We start from the raw sequence: 25,603 nt of genomic DNA on the forward strand, positions 1-25,603 counted from the left end.
CAGTAGTTTTTTGCTTTTTTCCGGCGAATGATTAAAAATGGAACACCGCTCGAAACTGGGAAACCAGGCGCGGGACGTGTTAGAATTGATCGTTTAGAGTTGACGTAATCATTCATCGGGAGACAGCAACATGGCCAGTCGTGGCGTTAACAAAGTGATTCTTGTCGGGAATCTGGGTCAGGATCCGGAAGTACGTTACATGCCAAATGGTGGCGCTGTCGCCAACATTACGCTGGCTACCTCTGAGAGCTGGCGCGACAAGCAGACCGGTGAAAACAAAGAGATCACCGAATGGCACCGTGTCGTGCTGTTTGGCAAACTGGCGGAAGTGGCGGGGGAATACCTGCGTAAAGGTTCTCAGGTGTATATTGAAGGCCAGCTGCGCACCCGTAAATGGCAGGATCAGGGCGGTCAGGAACGTTACACCACGGAGGTGGTTGTCAACGTGGGCGGCACCATGCAGATGCTGGGTGGACGTCAGCAGGGCGGTAACGCGCCAGCAGGCGGCGGTCAGGGCAACAACAATGGTTGGGGCCAGCCTCAGCAACCGCAGCAGGGCAATAACAACCAGTTCAGCGGCGGCGCACAGTCTCGTCCGCAGCAGCAGCCCAGCGCTCCGGCCAGCAACAATAACGAACCGCCGATGGATTTTGACGACGACATTCCGTTCTAAGCCGTCTGTCAGTCTCTGTTGCAGAAAGCCCCATTACCGGGGCTTTTTTGTTTTGTTGGGGATGTCTGGTTTAACTCTGCACCACTATCGCGCCTTTCACGCACACCGTGCCGTGGTTTATCCAGCGCCGACACTGGAGGCGCGATGACCCGGCATGACCTGGCCGAAATAGATGGCCTGTATCCTGAAAGCCCGGGCAAGATCGGGCACGGGCGACAAAAAACATGTCATCACATCTCTGGACGACGCGCCCGCCGTTAACTTAAATCATGCAGTGCTTTATCCAGCGGCGGCGTCAGAAACATGTCGCGGAAGGTGACCGCCAGGCCGGCACGCTCCGGCGTGCAACACATAGCACCTATCCTGAGCGGACCGGGTGGAAAATAGCTCAGACGTAATAAAGGCCACGTCTGTCCGTCTGCCGAGTACTGCAGTCTCAGGCTGTCACCTTTGCGCGTCAGCCGGAGCCAGAAAGCTCGCGGATCGCCAGGAAATATCCCCGTTGCCCAGTCGGAATGGCCGAGCGTCAGCACACTGCCAATGGCGGGCGCACCATCGTTATATTCAATTCCTGCTTTTAGCCAGTGCTGTGCGTCGCGTATCAGCATCAGTCCGGCCTGATCGTACAGCGTGGTAAAGTCTGCGCAGATTTTGAGCTGAAAAGTCATGTCGCCGTCCACCTCCGTGGCAAAGACATGGCCGGAAAAGCGCTCAAACCCGTACCAGGTCTTGTGCCAGAAATCGGTCTTATCATCGGTGGTGACCTGTAGCGTACCGTTCTGGCACTGCCACGTTGCAGGCTCATTGATCCAGGCAAACGACTCAAACATAGCGCCTCCAAAATCGGCCATAACTGGCCGGGCTGATGCGACTCAGGATGAAGAAAGAGTCAGATGGTCTGATACGGATGAAAGCGTGGCCGCTTAACGCCACCCGGCCAGCACGGTATCGGTATCGATCACGCGCGGTACGTTACCCGGAAGACTTAAGCCCGCCCAGACTTCATTATGCTGGCCAATTAACTGTTCCGCACTGGCACAGGTCCGGTCGGCGGTGGTATGGGCGTCAGCGGCGACGGTGATGCGATAGCCCAGTCCTGCGCCGACCTTGATGGTGGTGTCGACGCAGTAATCAGTGGCACACCCACAAATAACAAACTCATGAATAGCCAGCTCACTCAGCAGTGAGGCCAGAGACGTCCGCCAGAAACTGTCGCAGGCTGTCTTGGTAATAAAGTGCGCATTCCGGGGTTGAGCCATCTCGGGTAACAGCGCAAAGGCCTGGCTGCCTGGCACCATGTCGCCTTCGCTATGCTGAATAAACAGCGTAAGATCAGCCTGTTCGATGAGGCGGTTAATCTGCCTGACCCGGCCAGCCCGATCGAAACGCGGCGTGGTAAATACGCCATTTTGCATATCAACTACCATTACAACACGCTGCATGATGTTTCCTCGTCAATACACCTGTTACGCAGTGTCATGTATTCAACCGGGGATGACAATCTTTGCATTTCATCCCCTTTTAACGGCATGCTTGCACATTCTGCCAACCGGATAAGGAGCGATAACGTGGAAGGCGTTCCAGCTGTTTTTCCCTGTGAAAAAGATCGTGCGCTGTTTCGGCAGTTGCCTGAACTGCCGGGCGTGGAACTTTACCAGGCGCATATTTCCCGTTATGCCTTTGCTCCGCATACGCACGAAGCCTTTGGCATCGGCACCATCGAGGCCGGGGCACAGCGCTTCCGTTACCGCGGTACGCACTACACTGCCCCTGTACATTCTCTGGTCATGATGAATCCTGATGAGCTGCACACCGGGGAATCGGCCTGCGAAACGGGCTGGCGTTATCAAATGATCTACATCCAGCCCGACTGTATGGATGAGCTGAGTGGCGACCGTGGCTGGTGGTTCGGGGATGCACTGCGAACGGACGTGCGACTTGCGCAGCCTGTGTCGCAGTGTCTGGCGGCGCTATGGCAGGCCGATACGGCCCTGGCGCGTTATAGCCTGCTGTCAGACCTGCTGGTGCGCATCCGTCCACAGGCCCGTATGGCCTCAGCGCGTAAAGTCGATGCCAGACACCGTTTTGATGACGTGCGCGACTACCTGCGCGCCCATCTTGGGGAGCCGGTCAGGCTGGACACACTGGCGGCATTAGCGTCGTTATCACCGTGGCATTTTTTACGCGCCTTCCGCGATCATTTCCATGTCACGCCCCAGCAAATGTTAATGGCTTACCGGCTTTATGAAGCCAAACAGATGCTCGCCAGGGGTGAGGCCATAGCCAGCGTCGCGGCAGCGGTAGGCTTGACCGATCAGGCGCATCTGACCCGTGCGTTTACCCAACGTTACGGCATTACACCGGGCCGCTATCAAAAGCAGATCGCGCCACACAGGTCCTGACCGCAATTTGCTACAAGGCATGCTTACCTGTTTGGTTCACACTGAAGCAAAAAGACAGACAGGAAAAAGCCATGTTGACAGGAATAATGTTTGCCCTTGCCGCAGGCATTATGTGGGGGCTGATTTTTGTTGGACCGGTCATCGTCCCGGATTATCCGGGCGCGTTGCAGTCAGCCGGGCGCTATGTCGCGTTTGGCCTGGTTGCGTTGCCGCTTGCCTGGCACGATCGTTTCCGACTGCGCCAACTGAGCGCCGCCCACTGGCGGGAAGCATTAAAGCTGTCGCTGGTTGGCAATCTCTTCTATTACGCGTTTCTCGCCAATGCGATTCAGCGAACGGGGGCTCCGGTCTCCACGATGATCATTGGTACCTTACCGATCGTCATCGCTGTCACTGCAAACCTCTGTTATGGCCATCTTGAAGGACGGCTCTCATGGCGACGGCTTATCCCGGCACTGCTGGTGACGGGCGCAGGCCTGGTTTGCGTTAATGCGGCGGAATGGCAACTCCAGGGGGCAACGCCCAACGGCCAGCGTTATCTGACCGGCATTGCCCTGGCGGTGATGGCGGTGGTGTGCTGGACCTGGTATCCGTTGCGCAATGCGCGCTGGTTACGCAACCATCCTCAGCTCAAGGCCGCGACCTGGGCCACCGCGCAGGGCATTGTGACCTTACCGCTGGCACTTATCATGTATGCGCTGGTCAGCATACAGCTGGCGTGGCAACAGCCTGATTTTGCGCTGCCTTTCGGCCCCCGGCCTTTGGTGTTTATTGCATTAATGCTGACGATTGGCCTGCTGTGCTCATGGGCCGGAACGTTATGCTGGAATGCGGCCAGCCAGCGACTGCCTACCGTATTGATGGGGCCACTCATCGTCTTTGAGATTCTCTTTGGCTTGCTATGGACGTTTATCTGGTATCAACACTGGCCACCTGTTCTGACAATGATCGGTATTGTTTGCCTGATCGTTGGCGTGATTTGGGCGATGCGCATCAAGCCACAACCCCGCGTGACCGCCCTGAACAGGAAATCATCTGAACGTCCCGGATAATGAATAATTACTGGGAGTGATATTCACGCTTTTTCGGATTATACCGAGGTGTAAAACGGCGAAATAAAGCCGCCTCGGTAATCTGCCGGGTTTAAATCTTCCTCAAAACCGCCACTCAGCCATGCCGTATTTATCCACACAGGCGGCTTCCGCCCCCTTAACAGCAAGATAATCGCACATATTGTTCAATAAATAGCCAGAAAATGGCTGGGTAAAGCGCGTTTATTCCTCAAAAAGCGGACAGATGAAGGTAAAGCGCTAACCCGCACCCAGCTTTTATGTTTAAAAAACGGGGAAAACATACCGTTTGGCTAAGAGAAATCCTTATCAGAAACCACCTTTTACTTCAGGCAGCCTTAATTTCAGCAGAATCAGACTGCGCTTCGCTTATATTTACTGTTTAACAGCAGACATCAATAGCAGGCAGAAATAGTTATCAATTGTGTGCTACCGGATGAAAGTGTTAAGTATCAATAAACTGTTAATCTGAGATTATTCTGGGCCATTTTTATCTTTTTATGCGATTACGCATAATCCGACGATCGGCAAAACATTTCTCAGGACCAGTCGGTGCTAAGGAAATGTACGGAGAAATCAAAATATGATTACTGGGATTAAACGAAAAAGTGGAACAGCGGCAGTTTCTTTTAGACGAGCTAATGAAAAAAAAGGAAGGTCCAGTCTCACCGAAATGAGACTGGGGGGATAAAAGTGGTGTAGATTGAGAGACTTTTGCTGTTGTAAATCAATTTTACCGCAAAAAAGGAAGCGTAACCGCAAATCCATTCATTAATTACGGACTGGGCGAGGCGCGCCATCCTAATGTCCTGTTAAATGCTCTTCATCTCTTCTGGTAAGAACAAATCTCAGCGAGGTAGCTATCAAAAGCAATGCTCTCAGTATTAACGGTTTTCTGATCCCGTTGGGTAATGGTAAACACTACGGCTAATATCCAGCAAACGGCAGCTGCGGCGGGTGCCGACATCGAATGTGTCCTGCAGGAAGTTGACGGCCTGACGCTTCTCGTGCGTAGTAAAGAAGTTCTTCAGAACGCTTTGCAGCATCTCCTTGTCGGAATGAAGTGCGTGCAGTTCGCGCGTCAGTAACTGAACCTTTTCTTCCAGCTCCTTGATTTTTCTGCCTTCTTCCGAGGCTAACCCAGAAAACTTCTTCTTCCAGCTATAGAAGGTTGCCTCAGAGATGCCAAGCTCTTCACAAATCTCTTTAACCTTAACGCCCGATTCAGAAGCTTTAATGGCATTTGTGATTTGATCTTCGCTATATCGTGACTTTCTCATAAATGCTCTTACCTTTCTTATCAATTAATGGATGAGGATTACTTTATTAACCTTTGGTACTGTAAAAGTGTGTGGAATGCCGTGTTTAAATACGGACGTTAAATTACGTGGGTTAAATTAAGATATTTAGAATAAATATCATCATGGGATAAATCTTATTTTATTCTGATCGGGATGCCGCGCCTTCCTGGTATGGGTTTTTTGATATAAATTCATCGCACCCCAAAGATAAAAAATGACTGTAACTTGGCTGGTTGACGCCTCCGCATCCGTTTTATTCAGGAATGACGGTTTTTGTTAACATTAATGATTTCATTTTGAAATCGTTTCCAGTAGTCGGCATTCGTGCCAGATATAATCAGAATTCTCCTGAATTCTTTCATTAAAATATAATCGGATTCTCATTTTCGAGCCGGGTTGGCTTGATGATTATCATTTCGCTTTGAAATTTAAGCGCTTATTAATTCGCCCACGGATGGGCGTGCCGAAGCGGTAGATGTTGAGTATTACTAAGGAACAGTCGATGAAATTTAGCGTAATGTCTAATGCCGCCTGGATGATGTCTGAAAAGATTATCTCCGTTTTTGGCGTCATTTTCGTGACGTCTTACGTGGCTAAATCCTTTGGCCCAACCCTATTTGGGCAGATGGCGTTTTCAACATCGTTATTTGCCATGGTGCAAACCATAGCCCTATTTGGCACTGAAACTATTTTGTTTAAACGTGTCAGCAAAAATGCCACCAAAGGTTTGCGCTTAATGCGTATTGCACGTACTTTGCGTATGGTTTTATTACTTATTACCTCGGCACCAGTGTTAATTTGGGTCTGGTACAACATGCAGGAAAATTTCTTGGCATTTGCGCTGGCTTCATTTGTTGCCTCTGTTTTTGTCACGCAGGATACGTTTAGCGTTTATAACAATGCACGTCTTGCATCAAAGCTGAATACCGTGGCGAATGCCGTCGGCATGCTGGTGAGTTTTGCGTTGAGTTTCACTATTGCCTGGCTACGCCTGAATCCGCTGTGGCTGACATTGTCAGTTATCACGGTAACGCTGGTGCCGTATGTCATTAAACGCTACTGCTTTTACCAACAGCATCAGGAGCAATTTCCCCCGCGGGAAACACGCACCCTGTATTTGCGTTATCTGCTGTATGCGGGCTTGCCATTGGCCATTTCCAGCATTTTTATTTCTGTCCAGGTCAAAACCGCGCAGATGTTTTTGGCCGGCATCGCCTCGGCGCGCGAGCTGGGTTTATTTGCTGCTGCCAATACGATTGCCGCGTCCTGGATTTTTATTCCCGTGGCGCTGATTACCTCCTGTTTCAGCGAGATTTTTCGTGCGCGTGGAGACGAAGCCGTCAGGCTGACGGCCCGGCTCAATGGCTACGTGATGGCCGTGTCGCTGTTGATGTTGTTTATCGTCGCGTTGTGGGGTGAGCACATTATTGTGGCGTTATATGGCCCGGCCTACAGGCAGTCAGGCAACCTCATCACGCTGTTATCCCTGGCGACCAGTTTTTCGGCAATGGGAACCGTCGCGTACCGTTTTATGGTGAAAGAAGGGGGCTTTGATTATTTACTGAAGAAAATCATTTGTCTGGTGCTCATCAGCATCCCGCTTTCCTGGTGGCTAATTCAGGGCTACGGCATCATGGGGGCCGCCTGGAGCGTTTTTCTGTCTGAGCTCCTGTCCCTCACCGTCATGAATTACTTCTTTAAACGCGGCGTGATTCAAAAAATTCAGGTTTCCTCACTTAACTACAAAACCTACAAATGAGGTCAAATATGCTCAGGTTGAAGCAAGAGCTCAGAAGAAGTTTGCAGTACTTTATTAAGAAGATGCCCTGGACTTATCAGGACCGTATTTATTACTTCCGCAAGTTCAGAAAGCTCCCGAATCTGCGTGAGCCCAAGGTCTTCAACGAAAAAGTGCTGTATCGCAAGTTTATCCATGGTGATTATCAGCTGTATGCGCGCCTGTCCGATAAGTATTCGGTGCGCGACTATATTGCGGAAAAGATTGGTAATGACTATCTGATTCCGTTGCTCCACGACACCACCGATCCCACCACGTTGAATGATCTTACGCGCTGGCAGGGCACGGTTATCAAACCGAATCATGCTTCAAACATGGTAGAGATCGTGCTGGAAGAACCGGATGCGCTTCGTAAGCAGCAAATCATTCATAACTGCTATTCGTGGTTAAAAACCGATTTCGCCAACGAAGCGCGTGAGATCCACTATCGCTATATCAAGCCACGTATTCTGGTTGAGCAGTATATTGGTGACGGTAAAAGCGCGCCGGTTGATTACAAGTTTCATATGTTCAATAAGCGCGATGGCAATTTTGAGTATGTTCTTCAGGTCATCTACAACCGCTGTCAGCCTCAGCTTTCGATGAATTTTTACGTTAATAACCTCTCCGAGGCTTACCATAAAATTCGCGATACCGGCCTGGATGTTTCCCCGATCATGCCCTCACTGGAGCGGGCACTAGCCCTGAGCAAAACGCTGGCCAGTGACTTTGACTACGTGCGAGTCGACTGGTATATCCACGACCAGCACATCTATTTTGGTGAACTGACGTTTACGCCTGGCGCAGGCATGGTAACCGGACTGGATCGTGGCTTAGACAAGATGATGGGTGAAATGTGGATTCAGGAACGTCGCGGAACGCAGAGACCGGACGTTGACGTACAGGATGTCGCCATTCCTGTCATGTTGAAGAAAATTTGACTTTACACAGCAATATAAAAAACCCCGCTTTGCGGGGTTTTTTATTGGTCATTCAGGGCATTGGCCAGTTCGCAGGCGCACGGCTCATCATGTCAATGAACACTTCTTTAGAGACGCTCAAAAAATGGTGCACGTTTTCCATGCTTAGCGTGATGCCCATTAAACCGGTCACAAACCAGCACGACAGACCAACGCCCACGCCGCCACAGAGAAAGGCCATGACATGATGGCTGTCCTGGCGAAGGCGGGTTTTCAGTGTACTGGCGAAAAACATCATTACAGCGCTCAGCAATTCCCAGCGCATAACAAGAAAACTGGTGGTTAGGGTAGCCATCAATTTTGACCTCAAAATCGGAAAGGACGCCTGACTGTCTGCGAACATCACGTCGGCGGAAAAGTCTGTCAGGTGGGGCTCTTTCGTCGGCAACAAACGTCATAATGTGATGTGGGTCACATTATATCATCTGGTTCTCAATTTTTGTACAGAATTTGTTTGATTTGTCAGCGCAGTGTCAAGCCAGCGGAAGGGTAAAAAAGAGGGGATAAAGCCGTGCGCCCGATCGGGCGCACGCGGGCTGTTAATTAAGCGGACAACATTCACCCGTTGTACGCTGCGTAAAGCTGCTCATCGTTTCCCCACAGTCAAAGCTCAGCAGGCGTGGACGCTGAACCGCCTGGCGACGCATATAGTGACGATACGCCGTAGGCGTCTGGGAAAACTGGCGGCGAAAAACCCGTGAGAAGGTCTGCTGCGAATCGTAGCCATACTGCATCGCAATATCGAATACCGGACGCTGCGTCTGACGCAGGGCTTCTGCGGCCAGCGTCAGCCGGCGTTCGCGGATATAACCACCCAACGTCTGTTTCGTTACGCTACGGAACATACGTTGCAGGTGCCATTTCGAATAACCGGACTTCGCGGCCACCTCATCGATTGACAGGCTTTTATCCAGGTTCTGGTCAATCCAGTGGGTCAGTGAATGAATGATCTCTTCTTGTATCATGGCCTCATCCTTCTGGTGAATGTCCCCGTCACCGTGCATGCCGCAGTTTGTGAGGCTGATAATCAGCCTGCAGGGGGCGTGACGTCGTCAGGGCGGGTGTTGTTCTGATGGGAAAGGAGTATAATTCCTCAAGTTAACTTGAGGTAAAGTGCCAGATGAAAAAAGATCGCAATTATCCAAAACCGGTGCTGACACCGGGGGAAGTCGCGCGGCGAAGCGGCGTGGCCGTATCAGCGCTGCATTTTTATGAAAGCAAAGGGCTGATTTCCAGCACGCGCAATCCCGGCAATCAGCGGCGCTACAGCCGTGATGTCCTGCGCCGTGTGGCGATCATTAAAATCGCCCAGCGCATCGGCATTCCGCTCGCCAGCGTCAGCGACAGTCTGGAAAACATGCCTGCGGATAAACGCATGTCTGCGCAGGACTGGGGCAATCTGACGCAGCACTGGCGGGATGAACTGGATAAGCGCATCGAAACCCTGACGCGCCTGCGTAACGACCTGGATGGCTGCATTGGCTGCGGCTGTTTATCCATGCGTGACTGTCCGCTCCGTAACCCCGGTGATCGGCTGGGACAGCAGGGATCAGGTGCGGTCCTGCTGGATCCCGAGCAGGATGGTTCTCTGCACAAGGTAAAGTGACGTCTATACTGTCTGCATATTCATTCGCAGGGAATCATGATGATTACTGTTCACCATCTGGAACAATCTCGTTCGCACCGCGTGCTGTGGATGCTGGAAGAGCTGGAAGTGCCTTATCAGGTTAAACGTTACCAGCGTGAAGCCTCCATGCTGGCACCGGAAGCACTGAAAAAAGTGCATCCCTTAGGCAAATCGCCGGTTATCACAGATGGCAATCGGGTGGTGGCGGAGTCCGGGGCCATACTGGAATACCTCGAAGAAAAGTACGACAGCGAGAAGCGATTACAGCTTACCGACGAAGAGGCGCGCCTCCAGGCGCGTTACTGGTTACATTACGCTGAAGGTTCCCTGATGCCGCTGCTGGTCATGAAGTTGGTGTTTGGCCGGCTGGGCAGCGCGCCCGTGCCCTGGTTGCTGCGTCCCGTGGGTGCCGCGCTGGGGAAAGGCGTACAAAAAGCCTGGCTGGACAAACAGCTCCACGTCCACAGGCAAATGATCGAAGATCATCTCTCGGCCAATCCCTGGTTTGCCGGTCAACGATTCAGCATCGCCGATGTGCAAATGAGCTTTCCTGTTCTGGCGCTGAGCCAGCGCGCCGGCTTGCACAATGCGCCCGCCACGCAAAAATGGTTAACCACCGTTCAGCAGCGCGCCGCATGGCAACGGGCCATTCAGCAGGGCGGTGAACTCACTCTGCCGGGCTGAGGCGATGCGCTCTGATGACGCCGTCCGGCGTCATCTCTCTTCCACCAACATCCTCTTTCATCGACCGGTCACGCTGCCTGCAAGAATGTTACTGGCAGGTTTCCAGCACGTTCCTGATGTTACTAACCTGATCTTTATACGCAGTAATTCCCTCTGAACGGTTGAAAAGCGGCGGTTAAAGACCGGATAATCTGCCCCCTTCAGTCTGGTGGTGCTTGTTACACCCGTTCTGCGTGGCGAAGTAAACGTTTGCCTTTTGTCGGTTGCCCGTGGGTAAAGACATATTCAGGGAATGCAGAACGGTGACCGCGTGAATTACACAATAAAAATTTTTGAGGCTTAACTATGTCAATTGAATCACGCCCGACCAGTGGAAGACTGGATGCCTGGTTCGCCATTTCGGCCCGTGGCAGCAGCGTGCGACAGGAAATCCTGGCCGGGCTGACGACCTTTCTTGCCATGGTCTATTCGGTGATCGTGGTCCCCGGTATGCTGGGTAAAGCGGGGTTCTCTCCTACGGCGGTGTTTGTTGCCACCTGCCTGGTGGCAAGCTTCGGGTCAATCCTGATAGGGCTGTGGGCCAATTTACCCATGGCGATTGGCTGTGCAATCTCGTTGACGGCCTTTACAGCGTTCAGTCTTGTACTGGGTCAGCACATCAGCGTGCCGGTCGCGCTTGGCGCTGTGTTCCTCATGGGGCTGCTGTTTACGCTGATTTCCACCACCGGGATTCGGGCCTGGATCTTACGTAATTTGCCCATGGGCGTCGCACACGGTACGGGCATCGGGATTGGCCTGTTTTTACTGCTGATTGCCGCTGACAACGTGGGGCTGGTGGTCAGAAACCCTGGCTCAGGTTTACCGGTGGCGTTGGGGCACTTTACCTCCTTCCCCGTCCTCATGTCTTTGCTGGGGCTGGCGGCGATTTTTGGTCTGGAGAAGCGCCGGGTGCCTGGCGGTATTTTGCTGACGGTCATCGTGATCTCTGCTCTCGGCCTGGCCTTCGATCCCGCCGTCCGCTGGCAAGGGCTGTTTGCGCTGCCGAGCCTGCGTGATGCGCAGGGGACATCGCTGTTTTTCAGCCTCGACATTATGGGCGCGTTGCAGCCTGCCGTCTTGCCCACCGTACTGGCGTTAGTGATGACGGCGGTATTTGATGCGACCGGCACGATTCGCGCCGTGGCCGGGCAGGCCAATTTACTCGATAAAGACGGGCAGATTATTAACGGCGGACGGGCACTGACCACGGATTCGCTGAGCAGCCTGTTTGCCGGACTGGTGGGCGCGTCGCCTGCCGCGGTATATATTGAATCGGCGGCCGGTACGGCGGCAGGCGGTAAAACCGGCCTGACGGCAATCGTCGTGGGTCTGCTGTTTCTGGTGATTCTGTTTATGTCTCCGCTGGCTTATTTGGTACCAACTTATGCGACGGCACCCGCCCTGATGTATGTCGGCCTGCTGATGCTGAGCAACGTCGCTAAAATCGACTTCGCCGACTTTGTCGATGCGATGTCGGGCCTGCTCACCGCAGTCATTATTGTCCTGACCTGTAACATTGTTACCGGCATCATGATCGGTTTTGCCACCCTGGTAGTTGGCCGACTGTTTGCCGGTGAATGGCGTAAGTTAAATATTGGCACGGTCGTGATTGCCGTTGCGCTGGTGGCTTTTTATGCCGGAGGCTGGGCGATCTGACTGTCTGACCGGACGTGCAGCCGTGCGTCCGGAATTTTCCGCTTTTTCCTCACCGAAGCACACGTAGCTTTTTCCGCGCTTGCCAGTTTGTTTTACACTTTATCTTCACGTTGATTCAAAGATAACAACCCGCCTAAGGAAAGCATGGAAATCTTTTTTACTATTTTGATCATGACGCTGGTGGTGTCGCTCTCTGGGGTCGCCGCGCGTATCTTGCCTTTTCAAATCCCGCTGCCGCTGGTGCAAATTGCCGTTGGTGCGCTGCTGGCCTGGCCCACGTTTGGGCTGCATGTGGATTTTGACCCGGAATTATTCCTCGTCCTGTTTATTCCGCCGCTGCTCTTTGCCGACGGCTGGAAAACACCGGTCAGCGAGTTTCTGCACTATGGACGGGAAATCCTTGGCCTGGCGCTGGTACTGGTGTTGATCACCGTCGTCGGTATCGGCTACCTGATTTACTGGACCGTGCCGGGCATTCCGCTTATCCCTGCGTTTGCGCTGGCCGCCGTGCTCTCACCCACCGATGCCGTGGCCCTTTCTGGTATCGTCGGTGAAGGCCGCATTCCTAAGAAAATCATGGCGATTCTGCAGGGCGAAGCCTTGATGAACGATGCCTCTGGCCTGGTTTCACTGAAGTTCGCCGTCGCGGTCGCGATGGGCACCATGGTATTTAGCTGGGGCGGTGCCAGCGTAGAGTTCCTCAAGGTGGCGCTGGGCGGCCTGGTGGCTGGGGTTGCGGTCTGCTGGCTTTACGGGAAGTCGCTACGTGTGCTGAACCGCTGGAGCGGCAGTGATGACGCAGCCACACAAATTGTTCTGCTGTTACTGCTGCCTTTCGCCTCTTATCTGATTGCTGAGCACCTCGGCGTATCCGGGATCTTAGCCGCCGTCGCGGCCGGGATGACGATTACGCGCTCTGGCATTATTCGTCAGGCACCGCTGACGATGCGCCTGCGCGCCAACAGCGTCTGGCATATGCTGGAATTTGTGTTTAACGGCATGGTGTTCCTGATGCTGGGTCTGCAACTGCCCTCTATCCTGCAAAAATCCATCGCCGAGGCCAATGCGGATCCCAATGTGGATATCTGGATGATTTTTGCCGATATCGTGCTGGTCTATGCGGCGTTAATGGTGGTGCGCTTCGGCTGGTTGTGGATTATGCAGCGCTTCAGTAAACGGTTGCTGAAAAACAAGCCGTTAGTGTTCTCCTCGTACTCACTGCGTGAACTGTTAATCGCCTCCTTTGCGGGCGTGCGCGGTGCGATTACGCTGGCCGGTGTGCTGTCGATCCCGCTGTTTCTGAGCAACGGCAATCCTTTCCCGGCCCGTTACGAACTGGTGTTTATCGCGACCGGGGTGATTCTGTTCTCCCTGCTGGTCGGCGTCATTATCCTGCCCATCCTGCTGCGCGGCGTCGAAACACTGGATAAAAATGCGCATCGCCATGAAATACAGCATGCGAAGGCGGTAATGGCGGGGGCGGCGATTGAGAGTCTGCAAAAAATGGAAGCCAGGCTCGAAAAAGAAACCGATGAAAACATCGATCCAGAGCTGCTAAAAGAGGTAAGCCTGCGCGTGACCGGGAATCTGCGCCGTCGCGCCGAGGGCAAAAATGACCTTGAACATGCCCTGTTTGCCGAAAATCTGGAGCGCCGTTTCCGTCTGACCGCGCTCCGTGCCGAGCGCGCGGAGGTCTATCACCTGCGTGCCACCAAGGCGATTTCGAACGAGACCATGCAAAAATTGCTGCACGATCTGGATCTGCTGGAAGCGCTATTAATCGAGAAAGAGGCGTAACTCGCCGCCGCTTTCGGGCCCAGCCTGCTTCGCCGTGCGGCGGTGAGCAGGCGGGGGCATCAGACAGACAGGCGGGGTGCATCATCGGGCCAGTGGGCCCGGCAACAGGCGATCCACGCCTGCGCACTGCGCGACAGATAACTTCCTTCCCGCCAAATCAGCCCCAGATGCCACTGAAGTTCAGACGCCAGCGGCAGCCACAGTAACGACTGCTTATCTAAACGCTGACAAATGGGTTCCGGCAGAATGGCCAGGCCCATCTCTGCCTGAACCATGGCGGCCAGAAAATCCCACTGCCCGCTTCGGACGGCAATCGTGGGCGTTATTCCCTGACGCTGAAACGCCTGCATCAACTGCCGGTTCAGTGAAAATTCTTCGTTAAAGATAAGCAGCGGATGCGCCGCCAGCTCAGAGAGTGAAAGCCGGGTGCGACGTAGCCAGGGCGCCTTACGCGGCAGCAACACACAGAGCGGATGGCGCATAAGGGATAAGGTGGCGAGGGGCAGTTCGGGATCGACCGGGAGCGCCGTCAGGGCGATATCCAGTGTTCCGGTCAGCACGGCTTCCTGCACCGTCAGCCCGCCAAATTCAGCAATGTTGAGTTCCAGGCCCGGATAGCGGCGGCGAAACGCGGAGACGGAACCGGCAATCTGCATGCCCACCATTGGGGGAATACCGAGGCGCAACTGGCCGGTTTTCAGATCGTTAATATCGCCTATCTCTGCCTCAAGCTGATGAAACTCTTGCAGAATCGCCAGACCGCGTTGGTAGACCGCCTGACCGCTGTCCGTCAGATGCAGGCGGCGACCATCACGCAGGAGTAAGGCACAGCCCAGTTCCTCTTCTAACTGGCGCACCATTTTGCTGATTGTCGGCTGCGTCACGAACAACGCCTGTGCAGCCCGGGTAAAGCTTTGTTGGCGGACGACCTCGGTAAAGTAACGCAGGGCGCGAACGTCCATAACTATTCCCTTTTGGCATGATTTGGATAATTTTAATTCATTTCTTTCACCCCATACAGCAAATCTATACTGGACGCATTCATTCCAGAGGGGAAAGACAAATGGCACTGGCCTTGCGTCGCCTGAACGTCAGCCACATAAACCGGCTGAGCGTGCCGGTACAACTGGCGCTCTACATCTCGCTGTTTATCGCCAGCGAACAGTTGGTGAACTGGCTGCACTTGCCGCTGCCAGCCAACGTGGTAGGCATGCTCCTGCTGCTGTTGCTTATCGCGCTGCGTATTTTACCCCTGCGCTGGGTAAAGGCCGGGGCAAGCTGGTTGCTGGCAGAGATGCTACTGTTTTTTATCCCGGCGGTGGTTGCGGTCATCAACTACGCGGACCTGCTGCAGGTGGACGGCTGGCGAATTTTTCTGGTGATTGCGGTCAGTACCACGCTGGTGCTGGCGGCAACGGCGCTGGTTGTGGACCGGCTTTATCGGTTTGAAGTGGCGCGCGCGGCGCGTAAGAAGAACAACGATGCCTGATTTGCCGATCAGCCTCCTGTGCGCGGCCGCCACGTTAGTGATCTACTACGTGAATAAACGGCTGTATCGCCGCTGGCCAACGCTGCTGCTGATGCCGTTGATCATGACGCCCATGATTCTGGTGCTGCTGTTGCTGGTCACCCATATCAGCTGGCAAAACTACATTGCCGAAAGTCACTGGTTGCTGTGGCTGTTGGGGCCCGCCACGCTGGCGTTTGCAGTGCCCGTGTACGAAAACATGGACGTGATAAAACGCCACTGGTTATCGCTCAGCGCCGGTGTGCTGACCGCCACCACGGTATCGGTGTGCAGCTCGGTGTGGCTGGCGCGTTTGCTGAGTTTGCCCGAAAGCCTGCAACGCAGCCTGGCGGTGCGCTCCATTACCACGCCTTTTGCCCTGGCGGCCGCCAAACCCATGGGCGCACAGCCCGATCTGGTGGCGCTGTTTGTGGTCATTACTGGCGTATTTGGCATGGCGGTCGGCGACGTCCTGTTTTTACGCATTGCTATCCAGCAAAGCGTGGCGAAAGGGGCTGGATTTGGGGCCGCCTCCCACGGTGCGGGCACCGCGCGGGCTTACCAGCTGGGCCAACAGGAAGGCGTCGTGTCCAGCCTGGTGATGATGTTATCCGGCGTGGTTACGGTGATTCTGGCACCGTTAATCGGGCACATTATGTGGGCACAGTAAGGCGGCAGACGGCACAACGGTGCCCGCCGTCACTGGCCAGCTGACAGACATGATTGTCATGAATGACATCACTTTTTACGTAAAGCTTTCCAAATAAAGTTGTCACCTCGTTTCAGACTGCTACCCTTGAGGCGGAATTATTGGACCCCTCATGGAGTAGAATCATGTTTAAACAACTTGTCACAGGAAGCGCGCTGAGCGTTATGTTGCTGAGCGGCGCTGCGCAGGCTATCGAAGGCAGCGTGGATGTGGGCGAGCACAGTACGAATCTCAATCTCGGACTGGGCACCACGTCACCGGGCCTGTTCCTGAATGGCAACTGGTTACGTAGCGATCATGACGGAAGCACCTACGGTGCAGGACTGGGTTACAACGTTGATGTTGGCGATTTGCGCCTGGCGCCAACCGCAAAGGCGATTTTTACCCATCCTGAAGACGGGAAAGACGGATTTGCGGTGGCGCTGGGCGGCAGCGCGCAGTACAACATCAACAGCATGTGGGGCTTATTCGGTCAGTACTATTACGCACCAGAAGGCCTGACTGACCACCTGGACAGCTATCAGGAGGCAAGCGGTGGTGTGAGCTTCACGCCTGTTTCTCTGCTTAACCTGCGCGTCGGTTATCAGTATATTGAGCTGAATAACAAAGGTGGCCGTAAAGATAACGTACTGGTCGACGGTCCGTACGTCGGCGCGTCACTGCGTTTCTGACAGCGGTCTGAGAAAAAGGGTAGCGACCTGGCGGTGGCTGCCCTTTTTTTATTGCAGGCACTACAGATTAGTGTGCTTTACCCTGCTCAATACCTGAACCCGTCTGGGAACGAATAAACTGTGCCCGGAAACGGGAGCGTTCTTCAGCACCCTGCGGTGAATGGTCGGTAATGGAAAACAGCCAGGTGCCAATAAAGGCGATGGCAATGGAGAACAGCGCCGGATATTCATAAGGGTAAATGGGGGAAGCGTGTCCCAGCACCTGTACCCAGACCGTGGGTCCCAGGATCATCAGCACCACTGCCGTGATCAGCCCCAGCCAGCCGCCCACCATCGCACCTCGTGTGGTGAGCTTTGACCAGTACATGGACAGCAGGATAATCGGGAAGTTACAGCTGGCCGCGATCGAGAAGGCCAGTCCCACCATAAACGCGATGTTCTGCTTCTCAAACAGAATGCCCAGCGCGATGGCTACTGCGCCCAGCACCAGCACCGTAATTTTCGATACCCGAAGTTCGTCGCGCTCGCTGGCCTGGCCTTTACGGTAAACGCTGGCGTACAAATCATGCGACACCGCCGACGCGCCAGCCAGGGTCAGGCCCGCCACCACCGCCAGAATCGTGGCGAAAGCGACGGCGGAAATAAAGCCCAGGAAGGTACTGCCGCCCACGGCGTTAGCCAGATGCACTGCCGCCATATTGGTGCCGCCAATCAGCGCACCCGAAGCATCTTTAAAGGCCGGGTTAGCTCCGACCAGTAAAATGGCACCGAATCCGATGATAAAGGTCAGGAAATAGAAGTAACCCATAAAGCCGGTGGCCCAGAAAACGCTTTTACGCGCCTCTTTCGCATCGGCGACGGTAAAGAAACGCATCAGGATATGCGGTAAGCCCGCCGTTCCAAACATCAGCCCCAGCCCCAGCGACAGGGCAGAGATCGGGTCTTTAACCAGCCCGCCAGGCTGCATAATGGCCGCCCCTTTCGGATGCACTGCCATCGCCTCAGTGAACAACGTATTAAAGCTGAAGCCGGTACTTTTCATCACCATAATCGCCATAAATGAGGCACCGAACAGCAGCAGAACGGCTTTGATGATCTGGACCCAGGTCGTCGCCAGCATCCCGCCAAACAGCACGTACAGCACCATCAAAATGCCCACCAGAATGACGGCGATATGATAGTTCAGACCAAACAGTAACTGAATCAGCTTACCGGCACCGACCATCTGCGCAATCAGGTAAAGCGCAACCACCACCAGTGAGCCGCAGGCGGACAGGGTGCGAATGGGCTTTTGTTTGAGGCGGTAAGAGGCAACATCGGCAAAGGTATACCGGCCCAGATTACGCAGACGTTCGGCAATCAGGAACAGGATCATCGGCCAGCCGACCAGAAAACCGAGCGAATAGATTAAGCCGTCATAACCCGAGGTATAAACCAGCGCAGAAATCCCCAGAAAGGAGGCGGCAGACATAAAGTCACCGGCCATCGCCAGCCCATTCTGGAAGCCGGTAATATTGCCGCCCGCCGTATAATAATCGCTACGCGAGCGGGTTCGCTTTGACGCCCAGTAAGTAATACTCAGCGTCGCACCGACAAAAATGACAAACATCACAATGGCCTGATAATTAACGGCCTGCTTCTGCACCGCCCCGGTAATCGCATCGGCGGCCAGGGCGGAAAAGGGCAGGAGGGCGGCCAGCATCCACAGCATAAGACGCATCATGGTTTTACCTCGCGGAGGATAGCCTTTGTCAGGCGATCAAACTCGCCATTGGCGCGCCAGACATACACGCCGGTCAGTAAAAAGGAGATAACGATCAGGCCCACGCCAATCGGAATACCGCGCGTCACGTTGGTACCGGCATGCAGCGGCGTACCTAACCAGCCGGGAGCAAACGCAATCAGCAGAATAAAGCCGACATAGAGCACCAGCATGATTAGCGACAGCAGCAGGGCAAAGGACTGGCGCTTATGGACCAACTCCTGAAAGCGCGGATTTTTTTCAATTTGTTGGTAGATTCTTTCCTGTTCGGGCAGGGCATCGTTCATCACATTATCTCCAGAAGCTTGCAGGCGTGGACCTCACGCAACGGCGTGAATGCGTTATATTTTTTTGTGACTACAGAAACACACTACGTAGGGAAGCGGTGGCGGAAAGCCTGATGCTTTCCGCCGGCGTGGTATTACGGCAGGGTGATGGATTGTTTCTCTTCAAGCAGTTTCTCAACGACGCCAGGATCGGCCAGCGTGGAGGTATCGCCTAAATTACTGGTATCGCCTGCGGCAATCTTGCGCAGAATACGGCGCATGATTTTGCCGGAACGGGTTTTTGGCAGCGAATCCGTCCAGTGCAGTACATCAGGCGTGGCAATCGGGCCAATCTCTTTACGCACCCAGTTACGGACCTCGGTATAAAGCTCCGGTGAGGGCTCTTCCCCGTGATTCAGGGTGATATAGGCATAAATAGCCTGGCCCTTAATGCTGTGCGGAATACCTACCACGGCCGCTTCGGCAATTTTCGGATGCGACACCAGCGCGGATTCGATCTCGGCGGTGCCCAGGCGGTGCCCAGACACGTTCAGTACGTCATCCACACGGCCAGTAATCCAGTAGTAGCCGTCCTCATCACGTCGCGCGCCATCGCCGCTGAAATAGGCATTTTTAAAGGTCGAAAAGTAGGTCTGCTCGAAACGTTCATGATCGCCAAACAGCGTACGCGCCTGACCTGGCCAGGAATCCGTGATTACCAGATTACCTTCACAGGCGCCGTCCTGAGGATTGCCTTCGTTATCCACCAGGGCAGGCTGGACGCCGAAGAACGGCGTGGTCGCCGAGCCGGGTTTCAGCACGGTGGCACCCGGCAACGGCGTAATCATGAAACCGCCGGTCTCTGTCTGCCACCAGGTATCGACAATCGGACACCGGCTGTTGCCGATTTTTTTGTGATACCACTCCCAGGCTTCCGGGTTAATGGGCTCGCCCACTGAACCCATGATACGCAGGCTGCTACGGTCGGTGCCCTCAATCGCTTTATCCCCTTCCGCCATCAGCGCGCGGATAGCGGTAGGCGCGGTATACAACAGGGTCACCTTGTGCTTATCAATCACCTGGCCCATGCGGGCTGGCGTCGGCCAGTTTGGCACGCCTTCAAACATCAGCGTCGTGGCCCCACAGGCCAGGGGACCATAGAGCAGATAGCTGTGGCCGGTGACCCAGCCCACGTCCGCCGTACACCAGTAAACGTCATCCTGATGATAATCAAAGACAAATTTAAAGGTCGTGGCGGCGTAAACCAGATAGCCCCCCGTGGTATGCAGTACGCCTTTAGGCTTACCGGTTGAACCGGAGGTGTAGAGAATAAACAGTGGATCTTCGGCCTGCATTTCGGCGGCAGAGTGGTTGGTGCTGGCGTTCTGCATCAGCTCATGCCAGTGCCGATCGCGTCCTTCAACCCAGCCGACATCTTTGCCGGTACGTTGAAAGACCACCACGTTTTTCACGCTGTTCACATTGGGATTTTTTAATGCATCATCCACATTTTTCTTCAGTGGAATCGTGCGGCCCGCACGTACGCCTTCGTCGGCTGTCACAATCAATGATGCGCTGGAGTCGATCACCCGGCCCGCGACGGCTTCCGGTGAGAAGCCGCCGAAAATGACGGAGTGCACCGCCCCGATGCGAGCACAGGCCAGCATCGCGACGGCGGCCTCGGGCACCATGGGCATATAAATCGCCACGACGTCGCCTTTTTTGACGCCAAGCAGTTCCAGCACATTGGCAAAGCGGCATACATCAGCATGAAGCTGACGGAAGGTCAGGGTTTTGCTTTCACTGGCATCGTCGCCTTCCCAGATAATGGCGGGATGATCGCCCCGGGTAGCCAGATGGCGATCCAGGCAGTTGGCGGCCAGATTGAGCGTGCCGTCTTCATACCAACGAATTGAAATATTGCCTGGCGCAAATGAGGTGTTTTTGACTTTGCTGTAAGGTTTTATCCAGTCGAGGATTTTACCTTGTTCCCCCCAGAAGGTTTCTGGATCGGTAACAGACTGCTGGTACATCGCCTGATACTGTTCGGCCGTAATCAGCGCGGTTGCTGCGATATTTTCTGGAACAGGATAGTTATGATTTTGGCTCATGGCGATTCTCCTTGAAGATGTTAATCATATGTCAATCAATAGTTAAGTGAAGCAGAGCAACAAGATTTGTTTCTTTTTTGCGCCATAGATCACGCGTTAACCTTGTTGACATAAAAACGTCGCAAAAGAATGAAAAACGCGCTAACGCCATGCAAAGGATAGGGATTTAGATTGCAACATTTTGTGTCTTGCGCTGTTTAAAAAAGCAGCGAACGAACCGCGTAGTGTTTGCCCACAATCTGAATAGCTATGCGAAAAATTATCGAAAGTTTACTTTTCATAACAGCAGGTTAGGAATAAATAGCCGCATCAGCATTTTATGCTTAAGAGATGGTTAAGTTTTAATCGAAGCCACCAAGGGTTGCATTTACTGCAGCGAAAATGGTACTTATCTCGCCCCTGATAATCAGGTATCAACTCAGACCGCGTCTGAAATGGGTTTAGAAATCATCGCATCGCAATGCGGGACGCTGTCTAAAACACCCTCTACTTTACCGGGCTTTTTGCTCACTTCCCTGTGTGTATTGTCTTCTGCACCTTCGCAGTAGAGAGAAACGGGTTTTGACTGAGGAAATTACGCGTTATGAAAGGTTTTAAAATCAGCCTTGCGTGGCAGATTCTGATAGCACTGGTGCTCGGCATCATCGTGGGTGCCGTATTGCATAATCAGCCAGATGATCGTGAATGGTTAGTCAATAATATTCTCAGCCCGGCGGGCGATATCTTTATTCACCTGATAAAGATGATTGTCGTGCCTATCGTGATTTCATCCCTGATTGTCGGTATAGCCGGTGTTGGTGATGCGAAAAAGCTGGGTCGTATTGGTCTCAAAACCATTGTGTACTTTGAAGTGATTACCACCGTTGCCATTGTGGTCGGGATTACCCTGGCAAATGTGTTTAAGCCCGGCACTGGCATTGATATGTCTACGCTGGCAACGGTGGACATCTCTAAATATGAAGCCACGACGGCGCAGGTACAGGAAGGGACGCACAGTCTGGTTGCGACCATCCTTTCTTTGATCCCGCAGAACATCTTTGCCGCGATGGCGAAGGGTGAAATGCTGCCGATTATTTTCTTCTCAGTCCTGTTTGGTCTGGGGCTGTCGGCCCTGCCCTCCGAACAGCGCGATCCGCTGGTCAACCTGTTCCGCGGCGTGTCTGAAACCATGTTTAAAGTGACGCATATGATCATGCGCTACGCGCCAGTAGGCGTGTTTGCTTTGATCGCCGTGACGATTGCTAACTTTGGTTTTGCCTCGCTGTGGCCACTCGCGAAGCTGGTGTTGCTGGTCTATGTCGCTATCCTGTTCTTTGCGTTTGTGGTGCTGGGGGCGGTAGCACGCTTCTGCAAACTGCGCATTACTACGCTGATGCGCATTTTAAAAGACGAGCTGATCCTGTCCTACTCGACCTCCAGTTCTGAAACCGTGCTGCCACGCATCATGGAGAAGATGGAAGCTTACGGTGCACCAAAAGCCATCACCAGCTTCGTCGTGCCCACCGGCTACTCGTTTAACCTGGATGGTTCAACGTTATACCAAAGTATCGCCGCGATTTTCATCGCGCAGCTGTACGGTATCGACCTGTCACTGACTGATGAAATCATCCTGGTGCTGACGCTGATGGTGACCTCTAAAGGGATTGCAGGCGTGCCAGGCGTTTCGTTTGTCGTCCTGCTGGCGACGCTTGGCAGCGTCGGTATTCCGCTGGAAGGACTGGCGTTTATTGCTGGCGTTGACCGCATCATGGATATGGCCCGTACCGCGCTGAATGTCGTGGGTAACGCCCTGGCGGTGCTGGTGATTGCCCGCTGGGAAAACCAGTTCGATGCAGAGCAGGCGAAAGCGTATGAATTGCAGTTACGGACGCAAACCGCGCCTTAATGCGGATTAGCAAATCAAAGGCTCAACGATGGTTGGGCCTTTTTTTTATTCTGTCTGGCTGCACCGCTCACGGCGCCACAAAAAAGCAGCTGGAAAGGATGAATTTTTCATTCGCTGTGTTAAAAATATCCAGAATAAATTATTCCTGTGGAGAACAAGCGTGAAAATCGATCTCAGTCAGATGGTCACGGAAGGGCGCAATCCGGCCAGCCTGAATATTGACGAAATGAGCACGGAAGCGATGCTTCGCGTCATTAATGATGAAGATAAAAAAGTTGCGCTGGCCGTTGAGGCTATTGTGCCGGCTATCGCCCGCGCTGTGGATATTATCTGCGCCGCCTTTCAGGCCGGTGGGCGACTGATATACGTGGGCGCGGGCACCTCCGGCCGCCTGGGGATCCTGGATGCAAGTGAATGCCCACCAACTTTTGGCACACCGCGTGAGCAGGTAACTGGCCTGATTGCCGGGGGCCATCAGGCCATTTTGCAGGCGGTGGAAAACGCTGAAGATAATGTGGCGCAAGGCGCGCAGGATCTGAAAGACATCCACTTCAGCCAGCAGGACGTGCTGGTGGGCATCGCCGCCAGTGGACGCACGCCTTATGTTCTGGGCGCGCTCGATTACGCCCGGCAATGTGGGGCGACGACGGTTGCGCTGACCTGTAATCCGCACAGCGAAATGGCCGACGTCGCCGATATTGCCCTGACGCCCGTGGTCGGGCCTGAAGTGGTGACAGGGTCATCACGCATGAAGGCGGGGACCGCACAGAAGCTGGTCCTGAATATGCTGACGACCGGCGCGATGATTCGTACAGGCAAAGTCTTCGGCAATCTGATGGTGGACGTTGAAGCCACGAACCAGAAGCTGGTACAGCGCCAGGTCAATATTGTGATGCAGGCTACTGATTGTGATGAAGCCTGCGCCAGTGCCGCCCTGGCGGCCTGCGGCGGGCACTGCAAAACCGCCATTCTCATGGTGCTGGCGGAACTGAGTGCTGATGAGGCAAAAACGTTGCTGACCCAACATCAGGGCTTTATTCGTCGGGCGCTACAGGCTGCGGGAGCACGCTGATGGCGGACGTGACCGATGCACTTCTGCACGCTATCGTGCAGGCAGCAGGCGGCGCAGACAATATTGCCGTTTGCGGCCATTGTATGACCCGTTTACGCCTGACGCTGAAGCAGAATCAGGCTGACATCGCCCGGCTGAAAGGTTTGCCTGGCGTGCTGGGTGTCATCAAGGGTGACGATCAACTGCAGATCGTGCTCGGTCCCGGCAAGGCGCAAACGGCGGCGGAACGGATGCATTTGCTGCTTTCACAGGGGGCACCGAATCTGCAACAGGTGGCTGCGCAACAAAAACAGCAGATAAAGGCCAGACAGACCCGCGCAGTGCATCAGTTTCTGGCACGTTTCGCCACCCTTTTCACACCGCTCATCCCCGGCTTTATCGCCGCAGGTTTACTGCTGGGATTCGCCACGCTGATTGAGCAAAGCCTGCACCTCAGCACGCCGGGCGCACATCCTGCAGGCTTACTGCAGACCGTGGCCTATATGAAAGTGTTCAGTAAAGGGTTATTCACCTTTCTCAGCATCCTGATTGGCTATAACGCGCAAAAAGCCTTTGGTGGCACCGGCGTAAACGGGGCCATTATCGCCTCGCTGTTTCTTCTGGGCTATGTGCCCGATGCGAAGGTCGGCTATTACAGCGGCATGGACAGCTTTTTTGGTCTGGCTATCGATCCGCGTGGCAACATTATCGGTGTGCTGCTGGCCGCAATGTTTGGTGGCTGGCTGGAAAGGCAGTTGCGCAAGGTCATCCCGGATAACCTGGATATGATTCTTACCGCCCTGTTAACCTTATTAATCACGGGCGCGCTGACTTATCTGCTCATCATGCCGCTCGGCGGCGAGCTGTTTAAGGGAATGTCGTGGTTGTTTATCCACCTCAATAACAACCCCTTCGGCTGCGCCCTGCTGGCTGGGCTGTTTTTGATCGCCGTGATGTTTGGCATTCATCAGGGGTTTATTCCGGTCTATTTTGCGCTGATGGAAACCCAGGGATTTAATTCACTGTTCCCTGTTCTGGCTATGGCCGGTGCCGGTCAGGTGGGGGCCGCACTGGCGCTCTGGTGTAAAGCGGAAAAAGGCGCGTTGTTGCGCACCCAGATAAAAGGCGCCATCGTGCCCGGCTTGCTGGGCGTGGGTGAACCGCTGATTTATGGCGTCACGCTACCGCGGCTCAGACCCTTTATTACGGCCTGCGGCGGCGGGGCAGTGGGCGGATTTTTTATCGGTCTGGTGGCCTGGCTGGGGCTGCCGGTCGGCATGAATACGGTGTTTGGTCCTTCGGGTCTGGTCACGCTTCCGTTAATGACCTCGCATCAGGGCATTTTTGCTGGCATGGCCGTGTACCTGGGCGGTTTGATCGTGGCCTGGGTCAGTGGCTTTGTACTGACGTGGTGGTTTGGCTTACGGGATGTCGATTTAAGCTGAATCCATAAGGAATGCGCTATTAACCCGTCAAGCGGTACGGTAAGACGTTAGTCTCACTGCGGATGTCACGCGCCGGGCGCGGGTGGGATGGTGCTGCGCGCTAATCAGTTGCGTTAAAGTAAATCGTTAAAATGTAATGGGTTAAAAATCCCCGTGAGTAAACGAAGCCGCTACTGAGCGGCTTTTTTAA

At 54.0% G+C, this 25,603-nt stretch carries 24 protein-coding genes; 15 read left to right on the forward strand and 9 right to left on the reverse strand.

Annotated features, from left to right (window positions below; all coding sequences use genetic code 11):
- The first annotated feature begins 130 nt into the window (after positions 1-130).
- On the forward strand, positions 131-673 hold the full coding sequence (ssb1, locus tag C1N64_RS04300; protein WP_006121517.1) for a single-stranded DNA-binding protein SSB1: 543 nt from the start codon (positions 131-133) through the stop codon (positions 671-673).
- Between the two features lie 257 nt (positions 674-930).
- Here ssb1 and C1N64_RS04305 read toward each other — a convergent pair whose 3' ends face one another.
- Positions 931-1,503 carry a DUF1349 domain-containing protein gene (locus C1N64_RS04305; protein ID WP_394515270.1) on the reverse strand — a complete coding sequence of 191 codons (573 nt, stop codon included), beginning with the start codon at positions 1,501-1,503 and terminating at the stop codon, positions 931-933.
- Positions 1,504-1,596: 93 nt separating this feature from the next.
- Positions 1,597-2,115: an isochorismatase family protein gene (locus tag C1N64_RS04310; protein WP_033738983.1), complete on the reverse strand. Its 519-nt coding sequence runs from the start codon at positions 2,113-2,115 to the stop codon at positions 1,597-1,599.
- A gap of 126 nt (positions 2,116-2,241) precedes the next feature.
- Between C1N64_RS04310 and C1N64_RS04315 the strand changes: the two genes are divergently transcribed.
- Together C1N64_RS04315 and C1N64_RS04320 are read left to right on the forward strand one after the other, a co-directional pair.
- Positions 2,242-3,075, forward strand: a complete 834-nt coding sequence (locus C1N64_RS04315; protein WP_054634663.1) for an AraC family transcriptional regulator — start codon at positions 2,242-2,244, stop codon at positions 3,073-3,075.
- 71 nt (positions 3,076-3,146) lie between these two features.
- Positions 3,147-4,127 (forward strand): DMT family transporter, encoded by a 981-nt coding sequence (locus C1N64_RS04320; protein ID WP_394515271.1) that lies wholly within the window; start codon positions 3,147-3,149, stop codon positions 4,125-4,127.
- A gap of 902 nt (positions 4,128-5,029) precedes the next feature.
- On the opposite strand, the gene C1N64_RS04325 is transcribed toward C1N64_RS04320, so the two are convergent.
- Positions 5,030-5,425, reverse strand: a complete 396-nt coding sequence (locus C1N64_RS04325) for a transposase (RefSeq protein WP_033738988.1) — start codon at positions 5,423-5,425, stop codon at positions 5,030-5,032.
- 523 nt (positions 5,426-5,948) lie between these two features.
- Here C1N64_RS04325 and C1N64_RS04330 point away from each other — a divergent pair.
- Both C1N64_RS04330 and C1N64_RS04335 read left to right on the forward strand, forming a co-directional pair.
- Positions 5,949-7,205, forward strand: a complete 1,257-nt coding sequence (locus tag C1N64_RS04330) for an oligosaccharide flippase family protein (RefSeq protein WP_033738990.1) — start codon at positions 5,949-5,951, stop codon at positions 7,203-7,205.
- Between the two features lie 8 nt (positions 7,206-7,213).
- Complete coding sequence (locus C1N64_RS04335) at positions 7,214-8,164, forward strand: ATP-grasp fold amidoligase family protein (RefSeq protein WP_039339061.1); 951 nt, start codon at positions 7,214-7,216, stop codon at positions 8,162-8,164.
- Between the two features lie 52 nt (positions 8,165-8,216).
- Here C1N64_RS04335 and C1N64_RS04340 read toward each other — a convergent pair whose 3' ends face one another.
- Together C1N64_RS04340 and soxS are read right to left on the reverse strand one after the other, a co-directional pair.
- Positions 8,217-8,498 carry a YjcB family protein gene (locus C1N64_RS04340; protein WP_006121568.1) on the reverse strand — a complete coding sequence of 94 codons (282 nt, stop codon included), beginning with the start codon at positions 8,496-8,498 and terminating at the stop codon, positions 8,217-8,219.
- A gap of 244 nt (positions 8,499-8,742) precedes the next feature.
- Complete coding sequence (soxS, locus tag C1N64_RS04345; RefSeq protein ID WP_006121570.1) at positions 8,743-9,168, reverse strand: superoxide response transcriptional regulator SoxS; 426 nt, start codon at positions 9,166-9,168, stop codon at positions 8,743-8,745.
- Positions 9,169-9,323: 155 nt separating this feature from the next.
- On the opposite strand from soxS, the gene soxR reads away from it, so the two are divergent.
- The 4 genes from soxR (at position 9,324) to C1N64_RS04365 (ending at position 14,006) form a co-directional block, all read left to right on the forward strand.
- A complete protein-coding gene (soxR, locus tag C1N64_RS04350; protein WP_006121571.1) occupies positions 9,324-9,809 on the forward strand; it encodes a redox-sensitive transcriptional activator SoxR in 486 nt (161 codons plus the stop codon).
- A gap of 39 nt (positions 9,810-9,848) precedes the next feature.
- Entirely contained in the window at positions 9,849-10,514 is a 666-nt protein-coding gene (locus tag C1N64_RS04355) for a glutathione S-transferase family protein (protein ID WP_033738991.1), read from the forward strand.
- 345 nt (positions 10,515-10,859) lie between these two features.
- Entirely contained in the window at positions 10,860-12,209 is a 1,350-nt protein-coding gene (locus tag C1N64_RS04360) for an NCS2 family permease (protein ID WP_033738992.1), read from the forward strand.
- Between the two features lie 144 nt (positions 12,210-12,353).
- Positions 12,354-14,006, forward strand: a complete 1,653-nt coding sequence (locus C1N64_RS04365; RefSeq protein ID WP_375124259.1) for a Na+/H+ antiporter — start codon at positions 12,354-12,356, stop codon at positions 14,004-14,006.
- 59 nt (positions 14,007-14,065) lie between these two features.
- On the opposite strand, the gene C1N64_RS04370 is transcribed toward C1N64_RS04365, so the two are convergent.
- Positions 14,066-14,968, reverse strand: a complete 903-nt coding sequence (locus C1N64_RS04370) for a LysR family transcriptional regulator (RefSeq protein WP_367143484.1) — start codon at positions 14,966-14,968, stop codon at positions 14,066-14,068.
- A 101-nt stretch (positions 14,969-15,069) separates the two neighbouring features.
- Between C1N64_RS04370 and C1N64_RS04375 the strand changes: the two genes are divergently transcribed.
- The 3 genes from C1N64_RS04375 (at position 15,070) to C1N64_RS04385 (ending at position 16,893) form a co-directional block, all read left to right on the forward strand.
- Complete coding sequence (locus C1N64_RS04375) at positions 15,070-15,495, forward strand: CidA/LrgA family protein (RefSeq protein ID WP_039339056.1); 426 nt, start codon at positions 15,070-15,072, stop codon at positions 15,493-15,495.
- Positions 15,488-16,183, forward strand: a complete 696-nt coding sequence (locus C1N64_RS04380) for an LrgB family protein (protein WP_033738999.1) — start codon at positions 15,488-15,490, stop codon at positions 16,181-16,183. Before C1N64_RS04375 ends, C1N64_RS04380 begins: the two co-directional genes overlap by 8 nt.
- Positions 16,184-16,347: 164 nt before the next feature.
- Positions 16,348-16,893, forward strand: coding sequence for a YfaZ family outer membrane protein (locus C1N64_RS04385; RefSeq protein ID WP_006121584.1), 546 nt, complete (start codon positions 16,348-16,350; stop codon positions 16,891-16,893).
- 67 nt (positions 16,894-16,960) lie between these two features.
- Here the strand turns inward: C1N64_RS04385 and actP are convergent, their stop codons facing one another.
- From actP to acs, 3 genes are all read right to left on the reverse strand, one after another.
- Positions 16,961-18,616: a cation/acetate symporter ActP gene (gene actP, locus C1N64_RS04390; protein WP_369974375.1), complete on the reverse strand. Its 1,656-nt coding sequence runs from the start codon at positions 18,614-18,616 to the stop codon at positions 16,961-16,963.
- Entirely contained in the window at positions 18,613-18,942 is a 330-nt protein-coding gene (locus tag C1N64_RS04395) for a DUF485 domain-containing protein (RefSeq protein ID WP_006121586.1), read from the reverse strand. The genes actP and C1N64_RS04395 overlap by 4 nt, the downstream gene beginning before the upstream one ends.
- 134 nt (positions 18,943-19,076) lie before the next feature.
- Complete coding sequence (gene acs, locus C1N64_RS04400; RefSeq protein WP_110268077.1) at positions 19,077-21,032, reverse strand: acetate--CoA ligase; 1,956 nt, start codon at positions 21,030-21,032, stop codon at positions 19,077-19,079.
- Positions 21,033-21,615: 583 nt separating this feature from the next.
- Between acs and gltP the strand changes: the two genes are divergently transcribed.
- The 3 genes from gltP to murP all read left to right on the forward strand — a co-directional run bounded on the left by gltP (position 21,616) and on the right by murP (position 25,413).
- Positions 21,616-22,917: a glutamate/aspartate:proton symporter GltP gene (gltP, locus tag C1N64_RS04405; RefSeq protein ID WP_006121589.1), complete on the forward strand. Its 1,302-nt coding sequence runs from the start codon at positions 21,616-21,618 to the stop codon at positions 22,915-22,917.
- Between the two features lie 160 nt (positions 22,918-23,077).
- Entirely contained in the window at positions 23,078-23,989 is a 912-nt protein-coding gene (gene murQ / locus C1N64_RS04410) for an N-acetylmuramic acid 6-phosphate etherase (protein WP_058702401.1), read from the forward strand.
- Positions 23,989-25,413 carry a PTS N-acetylmuramic acid transporter subunit IIBC gene (gene murP / locus C1N64_RS04415; RefSeq protein ID WP_325991882.1) on the forward strand — a complete coding sequence of 475 codons (1,425 nt, stop codon included), beginning with the start codon at positions 23,989-23,991 and terminating at the stop codon, positions 25,411-25,413. The genes murQ and murP overlap by 1 nt, the downstream gene beginning before the upstream one ends.
- Positions 25,414-25,603 lie beyond the last annotated feature (190 nt).

The sequence above is a fragment of the Pantoea sp. SGAir0215 genome, from assembly GCF_043543215.1.

Excerpts from the sequence above, each read along its gene's own strand:
- C1N64_RS04320 (WP_394515271.1), top strand. The coding sequence starts at position 3,147 with ATGTTGACAGGAATAATGTTTGCCCTTGCCGCAGGCATTATGTGGGGG.
- acs (WP_110268077.1), bottom strand. The coding sequence starts at position 21,032 with ATGAGCCAAAATCATAACTATCCTGTTCCAGAAAATATCGCAGCAACC.
- C1N64_RS04335 (WP_039339061.1), top strand. The coding sequence starts at position 7,214 with ATGCTCAGGTTGAAGCAAGAGCTCAGAAGAAGTTTGCAGTACTTTATT.
- soxR (WP_006121571.1), top strand. The coding sequence starts at position 9,324 with ATGAAAAAAGATCGCAATTATCCAAAACCGGTGCTGACACCGGGGGAA.
- C1N64_RS04375 (WP_039339056.1), top strand. The coding sequence starts at position 15,070 with ATGGCACTGGCCTTGCGTCGCCTGAACGTCAGCCACATAAACCGGCTG.
- ssb1 (WP_006121517.1), top strand. The coding sequence starts at position 131 with ATGGCCAGTCGTGGCGTTAACAAAGTGATTCTTGTCGGGAATCTGGGT.
- C1N64_RS04370 (WP_367143484.1), bottom strand. The coding sequence starts at position 14,968 with ATGGACGTTCGCGCCCTGCGTTACTTTACCGAGGTCGTCCGCCAACAA.
- actP (WP_369974375.1), bottom strand. The coding sequence starts at position 18,616 with ATGATGCGTCTTATGCTGTGGATGCTGGCCGCCCTCCTGCCCTTTTCC.
- C1N64_RS04380 (WP_033738999.1), top strand. The coding sequence starts at position 15,488 with ATGCCTGATTTGCCGATCAGCCTCCTGTGCGCGGCCGCCACGTTAGTG.
- C1N64_RS04325 (WP_033738988.1), bottom strand. The coding sequence starts at position 5,425 with ATGAGAAAGTCACGATATAGCGAAGATCAAATCACAAATGCCATTAAA.
- C1N64_RS04365 (WP_375124259.1), top strand. The coding sequence starts at position 12,354 with ATGGAAATCTTTTTTACTATTTTGATCATGACGCTGGTGGTGTCGCTC.
- C1N64_RS04330 (WP_033738990.1), top strand. The coding sequence starts at position 5,949 with ATGAAATTTAGCGTAATGTCTAATGCCGCCTGGATGATGTCTGAAAAG.
- C1N64_RS04385 (WP_006121584.1), top strand. The coding sequence starts at position 16,348 with ATGTTTAAACAACTTGTCACAGGAAGCGCGCTGAGCGTTATGTTGCTG.
- C1N64_RS04310 (WP_033738983.1), bottom strand. The coding sequence starts at position 2,115 with ATGCAGCGTGTTGTAATGGTAGTTGATATGCAAAATGGCGTATTTACC.
- C1N64_RS04340 (WP_006121568.1), bottom strand. The coding sequence starts at position 8,498 with ATGGCTACCCTAACCACCAGTTTTCTTGTTATGCGCTGGGAATTGCTG.
- C1N64_RS04360 (WP_033738992.1), top strand. The coding sequence starts at position 10,860 with ATGTCAATTGAATCACGCCCGACCAGTGGAAGACTGGATGCCTGGTTC.
- C1N64_RS04305 (WP_394515270.1), bottom strand. The coding sequence starts at position 1,503 with ATGTTTGAGTCGTTTGCCTGGATCAATGAGCCTGCAACGTGGCAGTGC.
- C1N64_RS04355 (WP_033738991.1), top strand. The coding sequence starts at position 9,849 with ATGATTACTGTTCACCATCTGGAACAATCTCGTTCGCACCGCGTGCTG.
- gltP (WP_006121589.1), top strand. The coding sequence starts at position 21,616 with ATGAAAGGTTTTAAAATCAGCCTTGCGTGGCAGATTCTGATAGCACTG.
- soxS (WP_006121570.1), bottom strand. The coding sequence starts at position 9,168 with ATGATACAAGAAGAGATCATTCATTCACTGACCCACTGGATTGACCAG.
- C1N64_RS04395 (WP_006121586.1), bottom strand. The coding sequence starts at position 18,942 with ATGAACGATGCCCTGCCCGAACAGGAAAGAATCTACCAACAAATTGAA.
- murP (WP_325991882.1), top strand. The coding sequence starts at position 23,989 with ATGGCGGACGTGACCGATGCACTTCTGCACGCTATCGTGCAGGCAGCA.